The sequence below is a fragment of the Moorena sp. SIO3B2 genome, assembly GCF_010692525.1.
Taxonomy (GTDB): Bacteria; Cyanobacteriota; Cyanobacteriia; order Cyanobacteriales; family Coleofasciculaceae; genus Moorena; species Moorena producens.
Genome location: NZ_JAAHHE010000143.1, coordinates 1 through 16,249, shown reverse-complemented (window position 1 = coordinate 16,249; position 16,249 = coordinate 1). Strand labels below are relative to the sequence as shown.

Here is a 16,249-nt window from a genome sequence, read left to right as displayed (position 1 = left end):
GCTCCATAGCTTGGGCAACTTCCGGATTTTGCTTAGCTGCTGCTTCTACTTCCAATACCACCTTGGCATAATGAAGAGATTGCTCTGGGGTTTTCTCGATCGCAGTTACTGTATCTGGAGACTGTTTTCTGAATAATTCCAGAAACAACCGCTTAGGTGTGTCCCAGAGAGCTTCCCCTACCTTGTGCCCGATTTTTTCTACGGCTTTAGTCGCTACCAGAATACCAACAGTAGCAATAGGTAAACTCACAGTTGTTAATGGTTCCATAGTTGAACAAGATTACTCAAAGTTAAAGTATATTATAGTATTTTTAAATTGGGTTTAGATATTTTAGAGTTTAGTAGGGTGGGCAGTGCCTACTAATGCGATCGCCAGCTACTGTTATCTATCTTTGGCACTGCCCACCCTACATCAATATTCTATTGTGATTAATTCGGGCGGTGGGCAGTGCCTACTAATGCTATCTCCAGCTGCTCTTATCTATCTTTGGCACTGCCCACCCTAGATCTGGGTTTTAGTGAGTTAGTTAGTAGGGTGGGCAGTGCCTACTAATGCGATCGCCAGCTACTGTTATCTATCTTTGGCACTGCCCACCCTACATCAATATTCTATTGTGATTAATTCGGGCGGTGGGCAGTGCCTACTAATGCTATCCCCAGCTGCTCTTATCTATCTTTGGCACTGCCCACCCTACATCTTAATGGGGTTAGGTAGATTTTTTAGGGAGCTATTGCATACATTCAATAGTAAAGGCAAAGATTGCTCGGATTGATTCTGTAGTTAGTGTTGGATAGCTCTCCAATATCTGTAACTCTGTCCAACCAGCAGCAAACAAGCCTAAAATAAACTCAACGGATAAACGAGTGCCTTTAACCACTGGCTTACCTAATAAAATGTTGGGATTTGAATGAATGTATTCTCTCCAATTCATGATGATTACTTTTTTGATTAGATTTATGGTTAATCTAGTTTATAGCATTTATCCAAAAATCAGCTTAGGTGCGCTTGACCTTGGCGAATTAAATTCGCCAAGGTCAAGCGCACCTGTCGTAAAGGATTTCATTAAGCTCCTTAACTTGATTGCTAGCAATATCTGCTTCGGCTCTGGCAATAAGGGTGTCTAGCTTTCCTGATTTTAGGTCAGATTCTAGCTGCTGGTCCCACCTATTATCGCGCATCATCTAAATAATTTTGTAAGCGGGCTGCCAGCTCTCGAATCTCGCTGTTCGGTAATTGTCGAATAGCTGTTTCGATTTCATCGAGGGTTAACATAACTAGTCTGTAAATGATGATTGATACTATCCTATAGCATTTTTAGTTTAAATGTAAACATAGGATTGATCTAAAAAGGGAGCAGTAAGTAGGGAGGAGGTAGTAGGGAAAAGGGAACAGAAAATAGGTAACACGTAACAAAAAATATTACAATTAATTTACGATTGCTATAACCAAAAAAAACTAGCTATATACTACACAGATTTTAATATATAAACTGTCAAATTTTTTATTCATAAATAAATGTAAATAATTTGAATTACCCCTTGCATTTTTTAGAGGATTTATCTATACTATAGAAGGTGACGACTGAAACTAATAACCGCGCTGGTCATAACTGTTAACCACCACCAGCGCGGCTTTCCTCCCACCTAAATAGGAGTTACTTCTATGATGACAAAAATATCACGATTATCAATCCCGGCTTTTCTATCAGCTATCAGCTATCAGCTATCAGCTATCAGCTATCAGCTATCAGCTATCAGCCATCAGCTATTAGCCATCAGCGAACAGCGATTAGCGCTACGCGCACGCTACGCGAACAGCCATTGGCCACAGGCCAATGGTTGAAAGCACCTCAAGTAGCGTGTGCGTAGCCCATAGGCTGACAGCTGAAAGCTGAAAGCTGAATGCTGATGGCTGAATGCTGATAGCTGATAGCTGATACCTGAAAGCTGAAAGCTGACGGCTGACTGCTGAATGCTTATGAGCAAATCCCTCTAAAGACTCAGGTCAGATATTGCTTTAACTAGAGAAAATAGAATATAATGGTTGTTTTATCAAAAACTGCCATAGTCTAGAACAGGAGTCTACTACCGGTGGTTATAGAAATCCCCAAAAGCACTTACGAAGCTAAAACTCAGGAAATTGCCAGAGAACTTCTAGCCGCAACTCGGGAGAAAGGTTCCTTTCTTGCCCAAATGCGAGACCAAATGCGGTGGGATGATAAGTTACTAGCCTGGGCAATGAGTAATCCAGGACTACGGGTGCAGCTATTTCGCTTCATCGATACCCTACCGGCACTGCTTAGCCAAACGGAAGTGGCTCGTCACTTTCAAGAATACCTAGGGGATGAGTCAGTAGAACTGCCTGCTGCCCTTAAGGGAATGCTCAATTTCACCAATCCTGACTCCATACCAGGACAACTGGCAGCCAAAACCATATCTGCTGCTGTAGCCACCCTAGCCCAAAAGTATATTGCTGGGGAAAATCTCAACCAGGCCCTGAAAACCATTAAACGCCTGCGAAACCAGAAGATGGCATTTACCCTAGATTTATTGGGGGAAGCAGTAATTACAGAATCAGAAGCTCAGTCTTATCTAGACCGCTATCTGGAACTGATCGAACAACTCACTGAGGCAGCCAAACAGTGGTCTACGGTAGAGGAAATTGACGTTGCTGATGGTAAATCCTTGCCATTAGTGCAAGTATCGGTTAAACTAACAGCATTCTACTCTCAATTTGATTCTCTTGATCCTCAGGGTAGCCAAAATCGGGTGTGCGATCGCATCCGTGAATTGCTCCGCCGTGCCAAAGAATTAGGAGCGGCGGTTCATTTTGATATGGAGCAGTATGAATACAAAGACATTACTTTCTCCATACTCAAAGACTTGCTGATGGAAGAAGAGTTTCGCCCACGCACCGATATCGGTGTTACCATGCAAGCCTATCTGCGAGACTCACAACAAGATTGTCAAGACCTGATTGCCTGGGCAAAACAGCGGGGTAATCCAGTAACCATACGCTTGGTCAAAGGAGCCTATTGGGACCAAGAGACGATAACAGCACTCCAAAACCATTGGCCCCAACCAGTATATAACCAGAAAGCCGCTACGGATGCTAATTTTGAGCGTATCACCCAGCTGCTGCTAGAAAACCACGAGTACGTCTATAGCGCTATCGGTTCTCATAACGTGCGCTCCCAAGCTTATGCGATCGCAATTGCTGAAAATCTCAATATCCCCCGCCGCTGCTTTGAGATGCAAGTCCTCTACGGTATGGGAGACCAACTCGCCAAAGCCTTAGTCAATCAGGGTCATCGGGTCAGGGTTTATGCACCCTATGGAGAACTACTACCAGGAATGGCTTACCTGATTCGGCGGCTATTGGAAAATACCGCAAATAGTTCCTTCCTACGACAAAGCTTAGAAGATAGACCCGTAGAGGAATTGATTGCACCACCAAAAGCGTTGCAGGTTGGCAGGTTGAAGGTTGAAAGTTCTGAAGGGTTGAAGGTTGGCAAGTTGAATAACGAACCGTTGCAGGTTGGCAAGTTGAAGGTTGAAAGTTCACAACCTGCTAACCTACCCTTCTCGAACGCCAAAGGCGAACAACCAACTAACCTTCAACCAACTAACCTTCAACCAACTAACCTTCAACCTTCCAACCTTCAACCTTCTAACCTTCAACCTCCTAACCTTCAACCTTCCAACCTTCAACCTCCTAACCCATTCACCAATGCTGCAAATACAGACTATGCTCAGCTAGAAGCCAGAGAAAAAGCCAAACAAGCCTTACTTACCGTTCGCCAACAACTGGGTAAGACCTATTTACCCTTAATCAATGGGGAGTATCAGTCTACAACAGACACAGTAGATTCTGTTAATCCCTCTAACCCTAGGGTCGTGATCGGGAAAATTGGATTAATTTCTGTAGAACAAGCAGAATTAGCGATCGCAAAAGCTAAAGCAGTATTTCCCAGTTGGCGACGTACACCTGCAAGGGAACGTGCTGGTATTTTACGTAAAGCAGGAGACTTGATGGAACAACGCCGTGCTGAATTATCAGCATGGGTCTGTCTGGAAGTTGGGAAACCATTACGAGAAGCCGATGGAGAAGTCACCGAAGCGATTGACTTCTGTTATTATTACGCATCAGAGATGGAACGGCTCAGCGATGGATATAACTACGACATTGCTGGAGAAACCAATCGCTATGTCTATCAACCCCGAGGTATTGCTCTAGTAATTTCTCCCTGGAACTTCCCCATGGCTATTACTACAGGCATGACTGTAGCAGCCCTAGTGGCAGGAAATTGTACGCTACTCAAACCCGCAGCAAATTCCTCAGTGATTGCCGCAAAAATAGCTGAAATTTTAGTAGAAGCCGGGATACCCAAAGGAGTATTTCAATTTGTTCCAGGCAAAGGCTCAACCGTCGGTGCCCATATGGTCAAGCATCCCGATATCCATCTAATTGCCTTTACCGGTTCCCAAGAAGTCGGTTGTCGTATCTACGCCGATGCCGCCATCGTGCAACCAGGTCAAAAACATCTCAAGCGAGTCATTGCTGAGATGGGAGGTAAAAATGGAATTATCGTAGATGAAAGTGCTGACCTCGACCAAGCCGTAGCTGGAGTCGTCAAATCAGCATTTGGCTACAGTGGTCAAAAGTGTTCCGCTTGCTCCCGAGTAATTGTGTTGGAGCCAGTGTATCAGAGCTTCCTAAAACGGTTAGTTGAAGCAACGCGATCGCTTAACATTGGGCCAGCAGAAGCACCCAGTACCCAGGTCGGTCCAGTGATAGATGCTACTTCACGCGATCGCATTCGGGAGTACGTTGAAAAAGGACGTCAGGAAGCTAAGGTAGCATTAGAAATGCCAGCACCTGACACCGGATACTTTATTGGTCCAGTGATCTTTAACGATATCTCTCCCAACGCCACCATTGCCCAAGAAGAAATCTTTGGTCCAGTAGTAGCAGTAATGGCCGCAAAGAATTTCCAAGAAGCCCTTGATATTGCCAACAGTACCAACTATGCCCTCACCGGAGGCTTATATTCTCGCACTCCATCCCATATAGAACAAGCCTCAGCCGAGCTTGAGGTCGGTAATCTATATATCAACCGCAATATTACCGGTGCCATTGTCTCACGGCAACCGTTTGGTGGGTTCAAGATGTCTGGAGTAGGCTCAAGAGCAGGAGGTCCCGATTATCTAGTGCAATTCCTCGAACCCCGTACTATTACTGAAAATATCCAACGACAAGGCTTTGCACCCATTGAAGGAATGGAATAGTTTCTAGGTAAGCATTCAGCTATCAGCGTGTCGCGTATCAGCTTATGTGCGTCCCAGGGTCGAAGCCTGTGCCACAAAGCTGATAGACTTTTCTGGTGACTTTCAATTCTCATTAATCTATCAATATTAAATTCTCGCTTTTGAGGTTTATATTAAGCTGACCGCTGAGAGCTGACCGCTGAGAGCTATTCGCGTAGCGCATATGCTTACCTATGAACTTAGTAGGAAATCCCTCGATATTTCTTTTTAGACCGTTGTATAACAAACCCTTGAGCATCGGTCGGTAACTGGAGAAAAATAGCTTCCACTTCATAGCAAATCCCTCGATATTTCTTTTTAGACACCCGTTTAACAGATTGCTTAGTAATTTGCTGACAACTAGGATTCAGGTCGCCCTCAGCTTTTGGTGTATTGTTCTGGTCACTGACTGCTGTCTCAGAAACCACTTTCTCCTGATCGAGATTACCAGTAGGTACTTTTGGATTTTCGGGGGAATCAGATTCTGTCGAATTGTGCCAGTATCCGGGGTTTTGAGTTACTATCGAAGCTTCGGAAGCTGAAACATCATCTTCCGGGAGTGAATCAGGTAAAACTGGCGTAGGAAACTGGTTATGATTTCTGGATTCTTCACTATCAAGATGTCTAGGAGTTTCCGCTTCAGATCTAGCTGTTTTTAGTGATAAAACATCAGTGAATTTAGGTTGATCACTATTTATTGGTGAACTAAAAACTTTGTTGGCTAAACTTGCTTCTTTTTCCTCAATCCAAATTGTCAGATAATGGGGATGTTCTAAAACTAAATACAGAGGCCGAAATTCCTCACAGATTTCGCAACTACAACACTTTAAGGATTTTTTATAAGCATTTGGGGAAAGATCAAAACCTCTCTTGAATATTTTATTTTGGAAAATAATTGTAGATTCATCCAGCCACTGAATCTCTTGATTAATCTTTTCTTGATCAATTATTAACATTTGGGTAGTTTACCCCCTACTTGATCTATTTTTGGAAATAGCTGGTGAGATTGTGGCAATTTTGCTCTCAAAGTGTCAACGGAAGAATGTAGTCAATTGCGTCGCAGATTTGGCTACATCCTTGACCCAATATATTGAAAATTTATTTGATTAATCCTGGGATTTTGGGCATCGAGCTGGAGTCTTGCCCAGTCAATTAACGGTTTCACGCCTATGTGGGTAAAGACAAAGTATTTAGGATGGAGTAAATAATATCAATAACTATTATATCACAACTCAATTGATTTGTCAACCATAAAATGTAGCTACTTTGAGAATTAACCCAAGCTTCCTTGTCTCCGCTTCCAGAAATCGCTACATTTCTGTCTTGGTAATTGGGTATCTGATCATGATCTACTCTATTCAAATATAGCGTTGATCGCAGTTATGAGGTACACAATATTTTTTCCCGCTTCCGACTTCCCTCTTCTGACTTCCCTCTTCTGACTTACCTACTCCCGGGCAACCCAGGGCGTAAGTCCCTCACGGAAAGGAACCCCTCGATAGGTTTTTTTAGACCGTTTTTGATCCAATGCCTCAGAATTGGAAGCCTCAGAATTGGGAGATAACTCCGATTCCGGTAGCTGGCTCAAGACATCTTGCTCCTGGTAAGAAATTCCTCGATATTTCTTTTTAGACAGCCGTTGAAGAGATTGCTCCGTAATTTGCTGACACCTAGGATGCACATGGAATTCAGATTCCGGAATCTCTTGCTCCTGATTGAGATTACCAGTAGCTAATTTTGGAGTTGCTGGGGAATCAGATTCTGTCGGATTGTAACAGTATCCGGGGTTTTGAGTTACTATCGAAGCTTCGGAAGTTGAAATATCTTCCGGGAGTGAATCAGGTAAACCTGGCGTAGCCAACTGGTTATGATTTCTGGATTGTTTACCATCAAGATGTCTAGGAGTTTCCGCTTCAGATCTAGCTGCTTTTAGTGATAAATAATCAGTGGATAATGGTTGAGCACTATTTATTGGTGAACTAGAAACTTCGTCCGCTAAAGTTACCTGTTTTTGCTCAATCCAAATTGTCAGATAATTCGGAGGTTCTACTAGCAAATAAAAATTCGGATATTTCTCAGAGAGTTCGCCACAGAAATGAAAGGATTTTTTGAAAAAACTTTGGGAAATATAAAAACATATAGTGAATAGTTTATTTTGGAAAATAATTGTAGATTTATCCAGCCACTCAATGGTTTGACTGGCTTCTTTTTGATCAATAATAAACATAACATTTTGAAATTCCTTTACTTGTCTTGATGCAGTCGCTCATGGTTTGGGTTCTGTGTGCGGAACACCGCGATTCTCGGAGACACTAGGTGAACGAACCTTGCTTGTAAGCCCCGTGGAAACCACGCCAGTTGCTCATGGTATAAACCCCCAAGACCGCACTGGCTCCCGAAGACTGCCCTGGATCGCTGCTCCCTCCTCCCTAATCCCTGCTCCCTAAAACTAAGAGGATATCTGAAAAGTTTTTTGATATTGAATTTTGCCCCCCTAGCCCCCAATTCTGGGGGGAACAAGAATCAATTTGTTGGTAAAAGTCCCCCAAAATTGGGGGATTTAGGGGGCTTGAATGTAGCAAATGAGACTTCTCAGACAACCTCTAAGGAGGAAAGTAACTCACCCGATGGAAAACTGCTATAGGGTTTCTAAAGGTGCGCTTGACCTTGGCGAATTTAATTCGCCACGGGTCGCACCTAAATGATTCGTGAACGCCAAACTAGATGAAATTAGTATTTCAATAGGGTACTTTGTTCACAAATCAAATGTAAAAGCTCTAGTTAATCATAAATCATGATTGCATTAATCAGAGGATTTTTAAGACAAATTACTGATAAATACGCGAATTATTTTAAAAATAATGATAGCAAGTATATATTAATACAATAAATCATTATTTTTAAAATTCCTATTCGGTAATTTTTAATTAAAAAATAACAAGTTTACGTAGAATTGCGGTAGTGATATTACCTTTAATATAAGTAGTCGTATGCAATTAATTTTGACTAGGTAAATTATAAAATAGTGACCGGAAAACCTTGAACAGCAATGAATTGAGTAATTTTCAAAAAGTTAATATAGTTAATATAATTTATGTCCAGGTACTTAGTCACTTACTCCTGAACACTAAATTCAATCCACTGATAGACTGGTTAATTGTGGAAACACGATCAGAAATTTCCGTAGAATTACGGTAGTCACTTAGCAAGCCTTTAATCGAGAAGACACCTTACCTATGAAAATCAAGCACTTCATCAATCTTTCCAAAGGACTTACCGCTCCAGTAGTGCTGGGATTAATGGTTGTCTACCAGAATTTCACCCTTGGGCCATGGGTTTACCTAGCCCTCCATGGTACCTATGGGGTGATGTGGCTACTCAAAGACCGTATCTATCCAGACAAGCAGTGGGAGGAAGAAATACCGATTGGCATGGGAATTCTTGGCTTCGGAATACTAATGCTCTACTGGGTTGCTCCCTTTATTCTGATCAGGAGTGGTTCTGAGCCTCCCTTACCCCTGGTCGCTGCTGCCATTTCCATGAATATCATGGGAGTCTTTCTACACTATGCCAGTGATGCCCAGAAATACTATACTCTCAAGTATCGTCCTGGATTAATCACAGAAGGATTCTTTGCTCGCTGTCGAAACACAAACTACTTGGGAGAAATCCTGATCTACTCTGCTTTTGCCATGCTAGCTCAGCACTGGCTACCCTTTTTGATTTTGGCAGGTTTTATGGCAGGTATATTTATTCCCAATATCCTCAAAAAAGATAAGTCTCTCTCCCGCTATCCAGAGTTTGCTGACTACAAGGCTAATTCTGGATTACTACTACCACAGCTATTTTTAGCTACTACTTCCAATCCAAAAGATCCAGATTTTGCCCAAAAAAACAGGTAGTCACAAATTATAGCATTTATCAATTCGGTGAAGTACAAAGCACTGGGTTGTAGGGAGTAGGGAGTAGGGAGTAGGGAGTAGGGAGTAGACGTTAGGAATTAAGTACAAAAACCATTAACCTTTATATCTACAATATTTCTATCTAAAATACTGGTGAATGGAATCCCAACCACCAATTTAATATATGACGAAACCATCTAAGCAGTATTTTTCCCTAAGATGGCGATTTTTAATTATCGTCCTTTTACTGCTAGGAATCTTCTTCCGCTGCTTCAATCTAAACCATAAAATATACTGGCACGATGAGGTTTATACCTCAATTCGGAGTTCTGGCTACACTGGATATGAAGTAATTAAGGAAGTTTTTGATGGTAGGGTGATTGGTGTTGAAGACTTACAAAAGTATCAGCATCCTAATCCTGAAAAAGATTTAGGCGATACTATTCATGCCTTAGCTAAAAACCCAGAACATCCACCCCTCTATTATTTAATGGCGCGGTTTTGGCGGCAGCTATTTGGTGCTGCTGTCAATAACCCTAGGGGTTTATCTGTTCTGTTTAGCCTGCTGGTTTTCCCAGCTATCTATTGGCTATGCTTAGAATTATTTGAATCCCCTTTAGTGGCATGGGTAGCTGTGGCACTTTTGGCGGTATCTCCCTTTCATGTACTCTACGCTCAAGAAGCAAGAGAATATAGTCTATGGACACTGACTATTATCCTATCTTGTGCGTCTCTGTTACAAGCTATCCGCAAAACTAAGGATAGTAAAAAAGTAACACACTACCTCTGGTCATGGGTAATCTATGCTGTCACCTTGTCCCTTAGTCTTTACACATTTCTCTTTTCTATATTTGTTGCCATTGGGCATGGAATTTATGTCTTTATTATAGAACGGTTTCGCTTTAATAAAACTATTTTTGCTTATTTCATAGCATCTGGTGCCGGGTTTCTAGCCTTTTCCCCTTGGTTAGTTGTGGTGGTTACTAACTTAGCTGTCATTCAGCATAAAACCCATTGGACAACTATTCAAGTCCCTTTATCATTGTTGGTAAAAATCTGGGGGATAAACCTTAGTTTTATCTTTTTTGATTTTGGAATACCACTGGAGCATCCATTTACCTATATAATTCCACCAATTTTAGGAAGTTTTGTGGGATATGCAATTTATTTTATCTGTCGTTATACTACCCAGCGAGTTTGGTTACTGGTTTTAACGTTAATCGTTATTACTGCATTAGGGTTAATCTTACCAGACTTAATTTGGGGAGGACGACGTTCAGTGAGTAGTCGGTATTTTCTACCTTGCTATATCGGAGTGCAGCTGGCTGTTGCTTATGTAATTAGTATGTATATAACTGGGTCTCTATCCAGGGCTAACTTAATAAAGGCTAATTTAAGAACACAGAAGGTCTGGAAAGGAATAATAGCTGTGCTGCTTACAGGGGGAGTTATCTCTTGTGCTATTATTTCCCAAACAGAAATCTGGTGGAACAAGCAAGTTGGGGGTAACAATCCTACTATCGCTAGGATTATTAATCAAACTGATCGACCTCTGGTAATTAGCAATGTTTCTTCAGTGAATCCTGGGGATGTGATTTCTCTTAGTTATTTATTAAATCCTCAGGTAAAATTTCAGTTAGTCATTCCCCCTAATATTCCCGATATTCCTCAAGGGTTTAGTGATGTGTTTCTATTTTATCCATCTGAAAATTTGCAACAAGGACTTGAGGAAAAGTATAGTACTAAAATAGAGTGGTTTGATGAGTCGAGTGTCAAGCCCCTCGGTAAGTTAAGGCTTTAAGTATAGCGGTTTTAAATTAGGTGAGATACAAATCCTTGGGTTTTAGGGAACAGGGAACAGGGAACAGGGAACAGGGAACAGGGAACAGGGAACAGGGAACAGGGAACAGGGAACAGGGAACAGGGAACAGGGAAGAAAGAAAAAATCCTGTGTACCTCATTAAGATAGAAACCACTATATTATAATTTAAGTAGTTAATAATTGGGTAAGCATTCAGCTATCAGCTTATGGGCTATGGGTACGCTACTTGAAGTGCTGAGGTTTCTTTTAAGCTGACGGCTGACGGCTGACTGCTGTTGGCGTAGCCTGCGCGTAGCGCATATGCTTACATAATTGGAATAAGTAAATGGATGAGTTGACTATTAAAGTTGTTGGATATACTGAACGATTATCAGAAATTACGTTAATCAGGGTGCAGGTTTTTCAGATTGAACAAGGGGTAGCAGCGGATTTAGAGTTTGATGGTAAGGATGAAATAGCGAAGCATTTATTAGCCTATTGGAATAATCAGCCAGTAGGCACAACTAGGGTAAGATATCTAGATGATAAAACGGCAAAAATAGAACGGTTAGCTGTCTTGTCTGATGCTAGAGGTAAGGGCATTGGGAAACAGTTGATGATTAAAGCATTAGAGTTAGCTGACCAAGCTGGAATTAAGGTAGTGGTAGTTCATGCTCAAGAGTATGTGAAAGGGCTTTATGAAAAGTTAGGTTTTGAAATAATGGGAGACTCCTTTGAGGAGGCTGGTATTGTTCATGTGAAGATGGTAAATGAGTTAATATAATTGAGCTAAAAAGGTGACAATAAATAGGTAATCGTGATGCATCGCTACTCCCTAGTCCCTAAAACCCTACACGAAATTACGTCATCGAATTGAGAATTGCTATATTTGCAAATGGTCTATGGAATCAGATTTGCGGTAGGGATAAACGCGATCGCTACCCGGTGATTGAGAGCGCGAGAGATTTTTTGCAACATCGAAAGGGAGTGTCCTTCATAATCAGCATCTTCCAGTCGTGCAATCACAGGCTGCTTTGTACCCACAAGTTCTGCAAGCTGTTTCTGGGTTAACCCCGCTTTTGTTCTGGCTTCATAAATCAACTGTGCCACCTCTGCATTAAGAGAAGCTTCTGCTATCATTTCCTCCATCTCGGGGTCGGTACGAATTTTCTTGTTAAGAATTTTAATCGCATCAGAAGTCTTAGTCATTTTCTTCCTCCTCTACATAGGTATGAACATGTGCGTTTTCTTCAAATAAACCCTTTCTCAAGATTGCCCTTTCAATATCAATGTCCGGTACTGCTGCTTGTTCCTTGGTAATAGCATGGGCGAGAATCGTCACATTCTGTCCGTAAAAAAAATACAAGATACGATACTGCACACGACGATGCTTTGCCCTCAACTCATAAATACCAGAACGCAGATAATCTGCCACTGGACGACGCAGTTCATATCCAGATGCCGCAAGTAGCTTAATTCGGGCAACACAGTTGGCATAACCTTTACGGTCTGACTGCAAAAGTTGCGTCAACCATTCTAGGACTGGAACTTCCCCATCCTCCTCCTGGAAGAAAACAACACGGGTTTCCGGCACAGCACACCATCCTAATATAACAATATTGTTATAATAAGTCAATATCACTACAGGTAAGATTGTTGTAGCTAATTCATCTGAGCACCTAGCACTCACCACTATGAAAAGACGCTTGAGAGATCCAGTAATTCTAGGACTAATTTGGCTAGGGAGTGGATTTTGCGATCGCATTTGGTTTGCCCTAGATCACTCTGTTCCAGCTTGGGACCAGGCGGATTATTTGACCGGTTCCTTGAATTACTGGCAAGCGTTGCAGCATCCTGAGTGGTTCTCTGGGGAGTGGTGGAGCAGTTTTTGGGCAATTTCCTCAAAAGTCCCGCCATTGACTTATATTATTGCCGCAATGGTTCAGCAGCTGTTTGGAACCGAACCAGAGCTAGCTACGATAGCGCTAGTTTTATGTAGTGGAGTGTTAATTGCTTCAGTTTATGGATTAGGGCTGGTGTTATTTAACCGCCGGGTAGGGTTATGGGCTGCTGGTTTAGTCATGTTGTTACCAGGACTATATCGCTACCGTTTAGAATTTTTGCTGGATTATCCCTTAACCACAGTAGTCAGTTTGTGTTTTTGGTCTCTGACAGTGTGGTGGAGTTTGGCAAGGGCCAAGACACCCTTATCCCGAACCACAGTAAGACAAGGATGGTTGTGGGGGTTGGGGTTTGGGCTTTGTTTAGGATTAGCGTTGCTAGTTAAGCAAACCGCCTTATTTTTTCTATTCGTGCCAATCGCTTGGGCTGGGGTGAGGGTTCTGTGGCAGAGGCAATGGCAAAGGTTAGCTCAATTAATCGGGGGTTTGCTGGTATCAGTTTTGCTATTTGGTCCATGGTACCGGATTAATTGGTTGTTGATATTGACCTCTGGCAAGCGAGCAACCATTGATTCCGCGATCGCAGAAGGAGACCCAGCCCTCAATACCCTTGATGCTTGGGTTTACTACTGGAAAATCTTACCTTACCTGATCTCTTGGCCGCTGTTGTTAATACCGATAGTAGGACTATTAATTTATGGGCTCAAGTATGGGCTCAAGCAATCCGCGATCGCAAAATCGAACAATCTGCCATCCCCCCATCCCCCCATCTGGTCACTAACCTGGCTAGGGGTCTTCATAGTGGGTGGTTATCTATTGTGTTCATTGAATATTAATAAAGATGCTCGCTATATTTTGCCATTAGTTCCAGTGCTATCACTGTTTCTGGCTTATGGCTTAACCTGCTGGACTAATCGTTGGGGTAAACCGATGCGTTGGAGCACGGTAGGGCTAGCAACTGTACTGATGATGTTGAATCTATTTCCATTAGGAGGTAGAGGATTGACTCAATTACTTAGTCCCCGTGTACAACATTTTCCCTACTTAGGACAGCCATGGCCTCATCGGAAGGTAATTGCTGAAATCATCAAGACTCAACCTTACTTGCGCTCTAACTTAGGAGTATTACCATCAACCCCAGACATTAACCAACACAACTTCAATTACTATGGTGCATTAGCCAATTTCCAAGTATACGGGCGTCAAGTGGGAACCCAAGCCAAACAAGTGAAACAGGATATGCGATCGCTTTCTTGGTTCCTCACTAAAACTGGTGCCCAAGGGTCAATCCCAGAATCCCAAGCAGCTATTGTTCAGGCAGTTGAGCAAGGGTCAGAGTTTGAGCTACACCAGACTTGGGAATTACCCGATGCTAGCCAACTGAAACTGTATCACAAGCGGCAGCCACCAATAGCCGTAAAACCATTATCGATAAAGCCTGTGGGTGACCAATCATCCATCAAACCCACTAGTTTCAATGGCAATGGTTCACTGAGCACTACTCTCACTTCAAGTCCCAGAGTTAAATTAGAGCAAGTCACCATACCAGAAACATCTCCTGCTGGAGTACCTGTACCAGTAACTTATCAGTGGACTGGTTCTTGGGAGCAATTAAAATCTGGCATCGTTATCCTAACCTGGCAACCGGTAGATTTGAAGGTTGGTAAGTTGTTCGCGAAGCGTGGCCTTTTGGCCAAGGTTAACAAGTTGAAGGTTGGTAAGTTGTTCGCGAAGCGTGGCCTTTTGGCCAAGGTTGACCCGTTGTTCGCGAAGCGTGGCCTTTTGGCCAAGGTTGGCCAGTTGTTCGCGAAGCGTGGCCTTTTGGCCAAGGTTGGCCAGTTGTTCGCGAAGCGTGGCCTTTTGGCCAAGGTGGGCCAGTTGTTCGCGAAGCGTGGCCTTTTGGCCAAGGTTAACAAGTTGAAGGTTGTTCGCGTAGCGTGGCCTTTTGGCCAAGGTTCAACCGATACTAACCTGGAACCTAACAACCTTCAACCTTCAACTGATACTAACCTTCAACCTTCAACCGATACTAACCTTCAACCAAACAACCTTCAACCTTCAACCGATACTAACCTTCAACCTTCAACCGATACTCACCTTCAACCTTCCACCCAAACTAACCTTCAACCTTCAACCGATACTAACCTTCAACCTTCAACCCAAACTAACCTTCAACCAAACAACCTTCAACCTACCTTTCGGGAACGCCAAAGGCGAACAACTCACCGATGGTTACACGACCATGGTATTGCCATGGGAGAACTACACTCTTCCCAATTACCACCTGCCAATTCTCAATTTCAAGTCATTGAACGGATGGCGATGTTTCCCCCAGCAGATATCCCAGCTGGAAGCTACACCCTGAAAGCAACTTACCTGAATCGACAAACTGGCGAAACCTATCCGATACAAGTACCAACAGTTACCTTGACCATCGATCCCGCAGCTAGCCCCATACCTGCACCAGAACTAGATTTAATCACCCAAATGCGGATATTATCCACTAATTTACCTAAAGGACTCAATGGCCTAGAACCAGTTTTTGAAGAAACTGCCCGCATTAACCAGTACGATCCGATTCAGGACTACTTAGAACAAGCAGATTTAGCCTTAAGCTATCGGCTGGAATCGGAACCGAATAACCTAGACTTGGCCTATGCTCTGGCCTTGAGTAGGGTATTGCAGCAAGATGTAGAAGGTGCGATCGCAGCATTAAAGCGAGTCACCCAACTTGACCCCCAAAATCCCTATGCTCACGCTTATCTTGCCTTCGTCTATCTCTATGATTGGGATGGAAAAGATGGGGAAAAAGCCCTGAAACCTGCCCTTAAAATCAACCGGACTATTCCCGAACTACAAGCCCTATCTGGTATAGCTGCCTTGATGCAAGGTAATGTGTTCAAAGCTTGGAGTGTTATTCAGGGATTAGATCTTGAAAGCGATCGCTAATTGTAAGCTATCAGCTATCAGCGTGTCGCGTATCAGCGTGTCGCGTATCAGCTTTGGGCCTGTGGCCAAGCTACTGTTCGCGCAGCACCTCAAGTAGCGCAATCGCTGCTTTTGAATAAAATAAGCACCTCAAGTAGCGTGAGCCTTTAGCTCACGGCTGACCGCTGACGGCACCTCAAGCAGCGTGCGCGTAGCGCATATGCTTACGGCTAATTTTCTTTCATTGTGAATAAATTGTGAATCAATGTGTCAATAATACTAAAAAATTTAGTCTTCGTCTTCTTTGGGTCTTTGCGTTTACTCATACCAATTTACCGATACCGATTACTTAATATAGCAGTCGCCAGGGCAGTTAGGACATGACAAAAGTCTCACACCCTTTGTAAGCG

The 16,249-nt window shown here is 42.9% G+C and carries 13 protein-coding genes; 6 read left to right on the top strand and 7 right to left on the bottom strand.

Annotated elements, in window-relative coordinates:
* Window positions 1–268 (bottom strand): hypothetical protein (locus tag F6K38_RS23970; protein ID WP_287357652.1); only part of this gene is annotated, 268 nt, incomplete at its 3' end.
* 460 nt (window positions 269–728) lie between these two features.
* A complete protein-coding gene (locus F6K38_RS23965) occupies window positions 729–932 on the bottom strand; it encodes a DUF433 domain-containing protein (protein ID WP_008180552.1) in 204 nt (67 codons plus the stop codon).
* Window positions 933–1,677: 745 nt separating this feature from the next.
* Here F6K38_RS23965 and F6K38_RS23960 point away from each other — a divergent pair.
* Both F6K38_RS23960 and pruA read left to right on the top strand, forming a co-directional pair.
* Complete coding sequence (locus F6K38_RS23960; protein ID WP_502709593.1) at window positions 1,678–1,869, top strand: hypothetical protein; 192 nt, start codon at window positions 1,678–1,680, stop codon at window positions 1,867–1,869.
* 222 nt (window positions 1,870–2,091) lie between these two features.
* Window positions 2,092–5,289, top strand: a complete 3,198-nt coding sequence (pruA, locus tag F6K38_RS23955) for an L-glutamate gamma-semialdehyde dehydrogenase (RefSeq protein WP_287357647.1) — start codon at window positions 2,092–2,094, stop codon at window positions 5,287–5,289.
* Window positions 5,290–5,507: 218 nt separating this feature from the next.
* On the opposite strand, the gene F6K38_RS23950 is transcribed toward pruA, so the two are convergent.
* Both F6K38_RS23950 and F6K38_RS23945 read right to left on the bottom strand, forming a co-directional pair.
* Window positions 5,508–6,263 carry a hypothetical protein gene (locus tag F6K38_RS23950; protein WP_008180543.1) on the bottom strand — a complete coding sequence of 252 codons (756 nt, stop codon included), beginning with the start codon at window positions 6,261–6,263 and terminating at the stop codon, window positions 5,508–5,510.
* 491 nt (window positions 6,264–6,754) lie between these two features.
* Window positions 6,755–7,534: a hypothetical protein gene (locus tag F6K38_RS23945; RefSeq protein ID WP_008180541.1), complete on the bottom strand. Its 780-nt coding sequence runs from the start codon at window positions 7,532–7,534 to the stop codon at window positions 6,755–6,757.
* Between the two features lie 1,009 nt (window positions 7,535–8,543).
* Here F6K38_RS23945 and F6K38_RS23940 point away from each other — a divergent pair.
* The gene (locus F6K38_RS23940) at window positions 8,544–9,209 is read left to right on the top strand and encodes a methyltransferase family protein (protein WP_008180535.1); all 666 of its coding nucleotides are present in this window, start codon (window positions 8,544–8,546) and stop codon (window positions 9,207–9,209) included.
* A gap of 184 nt (window positions 9,210–9,393) precedes the next feature.
* Window positions 9,394–11,010, top strand: a complete 1,617-nt coding sequence (locus F6K38_RS23935; protein WP_008180533.1) for a glycosyltransferase family 39 protein — start codon at window positions 9,394–9,396, stop codon at window positions 11,008–11,010.
* 16 nt (window positions 11,011–11,026) lie between these two features.
* Here F6K38_RS23935 and F6K38_RS23930 read toward each other — a convergent pair whose 3' ends face one another.
* Entirely contained in the window at window positions 11,027–11,170 is a 144-nt protein-coding gene (locus F6K38_RS23930) for a hypothetical protein (RefSeq protein WP_154659695.1), read from the bottom strand.
* 186 nt (window positions 11,171–11,356) lie between these two features.
* Between F6K38_RS23930 and F6K38_RS23925 the strand changes: the two genes are divergently transcribed.
* Window positions 11,357–11,794, top strand: coding sequence for a GNAT family N-acetyltransferase (locus tag F6K38_RS23925; RefSeq protein WP_008180527.1), 438 nt, complete (start codon window positions 11,357–11,359; stop codon window positions 11,792–11,794).
* A 116-nt stretch (window positions 11,795–11,910) separates the two neighbouring features.
* Here F6K38_RS23925 and F6K38_RS23920 read toward each other — a convergent pair whose 3' ends face one another.
* Together F6K38_RS23920 and F6K38_RS23915 are read right to left on the bottom strand one after the other, a co-directional pair.
* On the bottom strand, window positions 11,911–12,219 hold the full coding sequence (locus F6K38_RS23920; RefSeq protein ID WP_008180525.1) for a helix-turn-helix domain-containing protein: 309 nt from the start codon (window positions 12,217–12,219) through the stop codon (window positions 11,911–11,913).
* Window positions 12,212–12,604 carry a type II toxin-antitoxin system RelE/ParE family toxin gene (locus F6K38_RS23915; protein WP_044492385.1) on the bottom strand — a complete coding sequence of 131 codons (393 nt, stop codon included), beginning with the start codon at window positions 12,602–12,604 and terminating at the stop codon, window positions 12,212–12,214. The genes F6K38_RS23920 and F6K38_RS23915 overlap by 8 nt, the downstream gene beginning before the upstream one ends.
* 100 nt (window positions 12,605–12,704) lie before the next feature.
* Between F6K38_RS23915 and F6K38_RS23910 the strand changes: the two genes are divergently transcribed.
* Window positions 12,705–15,860 carry a phospholipid carrier-dependent glycosyltransferase gene (locus F6K38_RS23910; protein WP_008180522.1) on the top strand — a complete coding sequence of 1,052 codons (3,156 nt, stop codon included), beginning with the start codon at window positions 12,705–12,707 and terminating at the stop codon, window positions 15,858–15,860.
* Window positions 15,861–16,249: the final 389 nt, after the last annotated feature.

Bases quoted from the DNA above. Each gene is read 5' to 3' on its own strand.
- F6K38_RS23965 (WP_008180552.1), bottom strand. From the start codon at position 932: ATGAATTGGAGAGAATACATTCATTCAAATCCCAACATTTTATTAGGT.
- F6K38_RS23950 (WP_008180543.1), bottom strand. From the start codon at position 6,263: ATGTTAATAATTGATCAAGAAAAGATTAATCAAGAGATTCAGTGGCTG.
- F6K38_RS23945 (WP_008180541.1), bottom strand. From the start codon at position 7,534: ATGTTTATTATTGATCAAAAAGAAGCCAGTCAAACCATTGAGTGGCTG.
- F6K38_RS23940 (WP_008180535.1), top strand. From the start codon at position 8,544: ATGAAAATCAAGCACTTCATCAATCTTTCCAAAGGACTTACCGCTCCA.
- F6K38_RS23935 (WP_008180533.1), top strand. From the start codon at position 9,394: ATGACGAAACCATCTAAGCAGTATTTTTCCCTAAGATGGCGATTTTTA.
- F6K38_RS23930 (WP_154659695.1), bottom strand. From the start codon at position 11,170: ATGAGGTACACAGGATTTTTTCTTTCTTCCCTGTTCCCTGTTCCCTGT.
- F6K38_RS23925 (WP_008180527.1), top strand. From the start codon at position 11,357: ATGGATGAGTTGACTATTAAAGTTGTTGGATATACTGAACGATTATCA.
- F6K38_RS23920 (WP_008180525.1), bottom strand. From the start codon at position 12,219: ATGACTAAGACTTCTGATGCGATTAAAATTCTTAACAAGAAAATTCGT.
- F6K38_RS23910 (WP_008180522.1), top strand. From the start codon at position 12,705: ATGAAAAGACGCTTGAGAGATCCAGTAATTCTAGGACTAATTTGGCTA.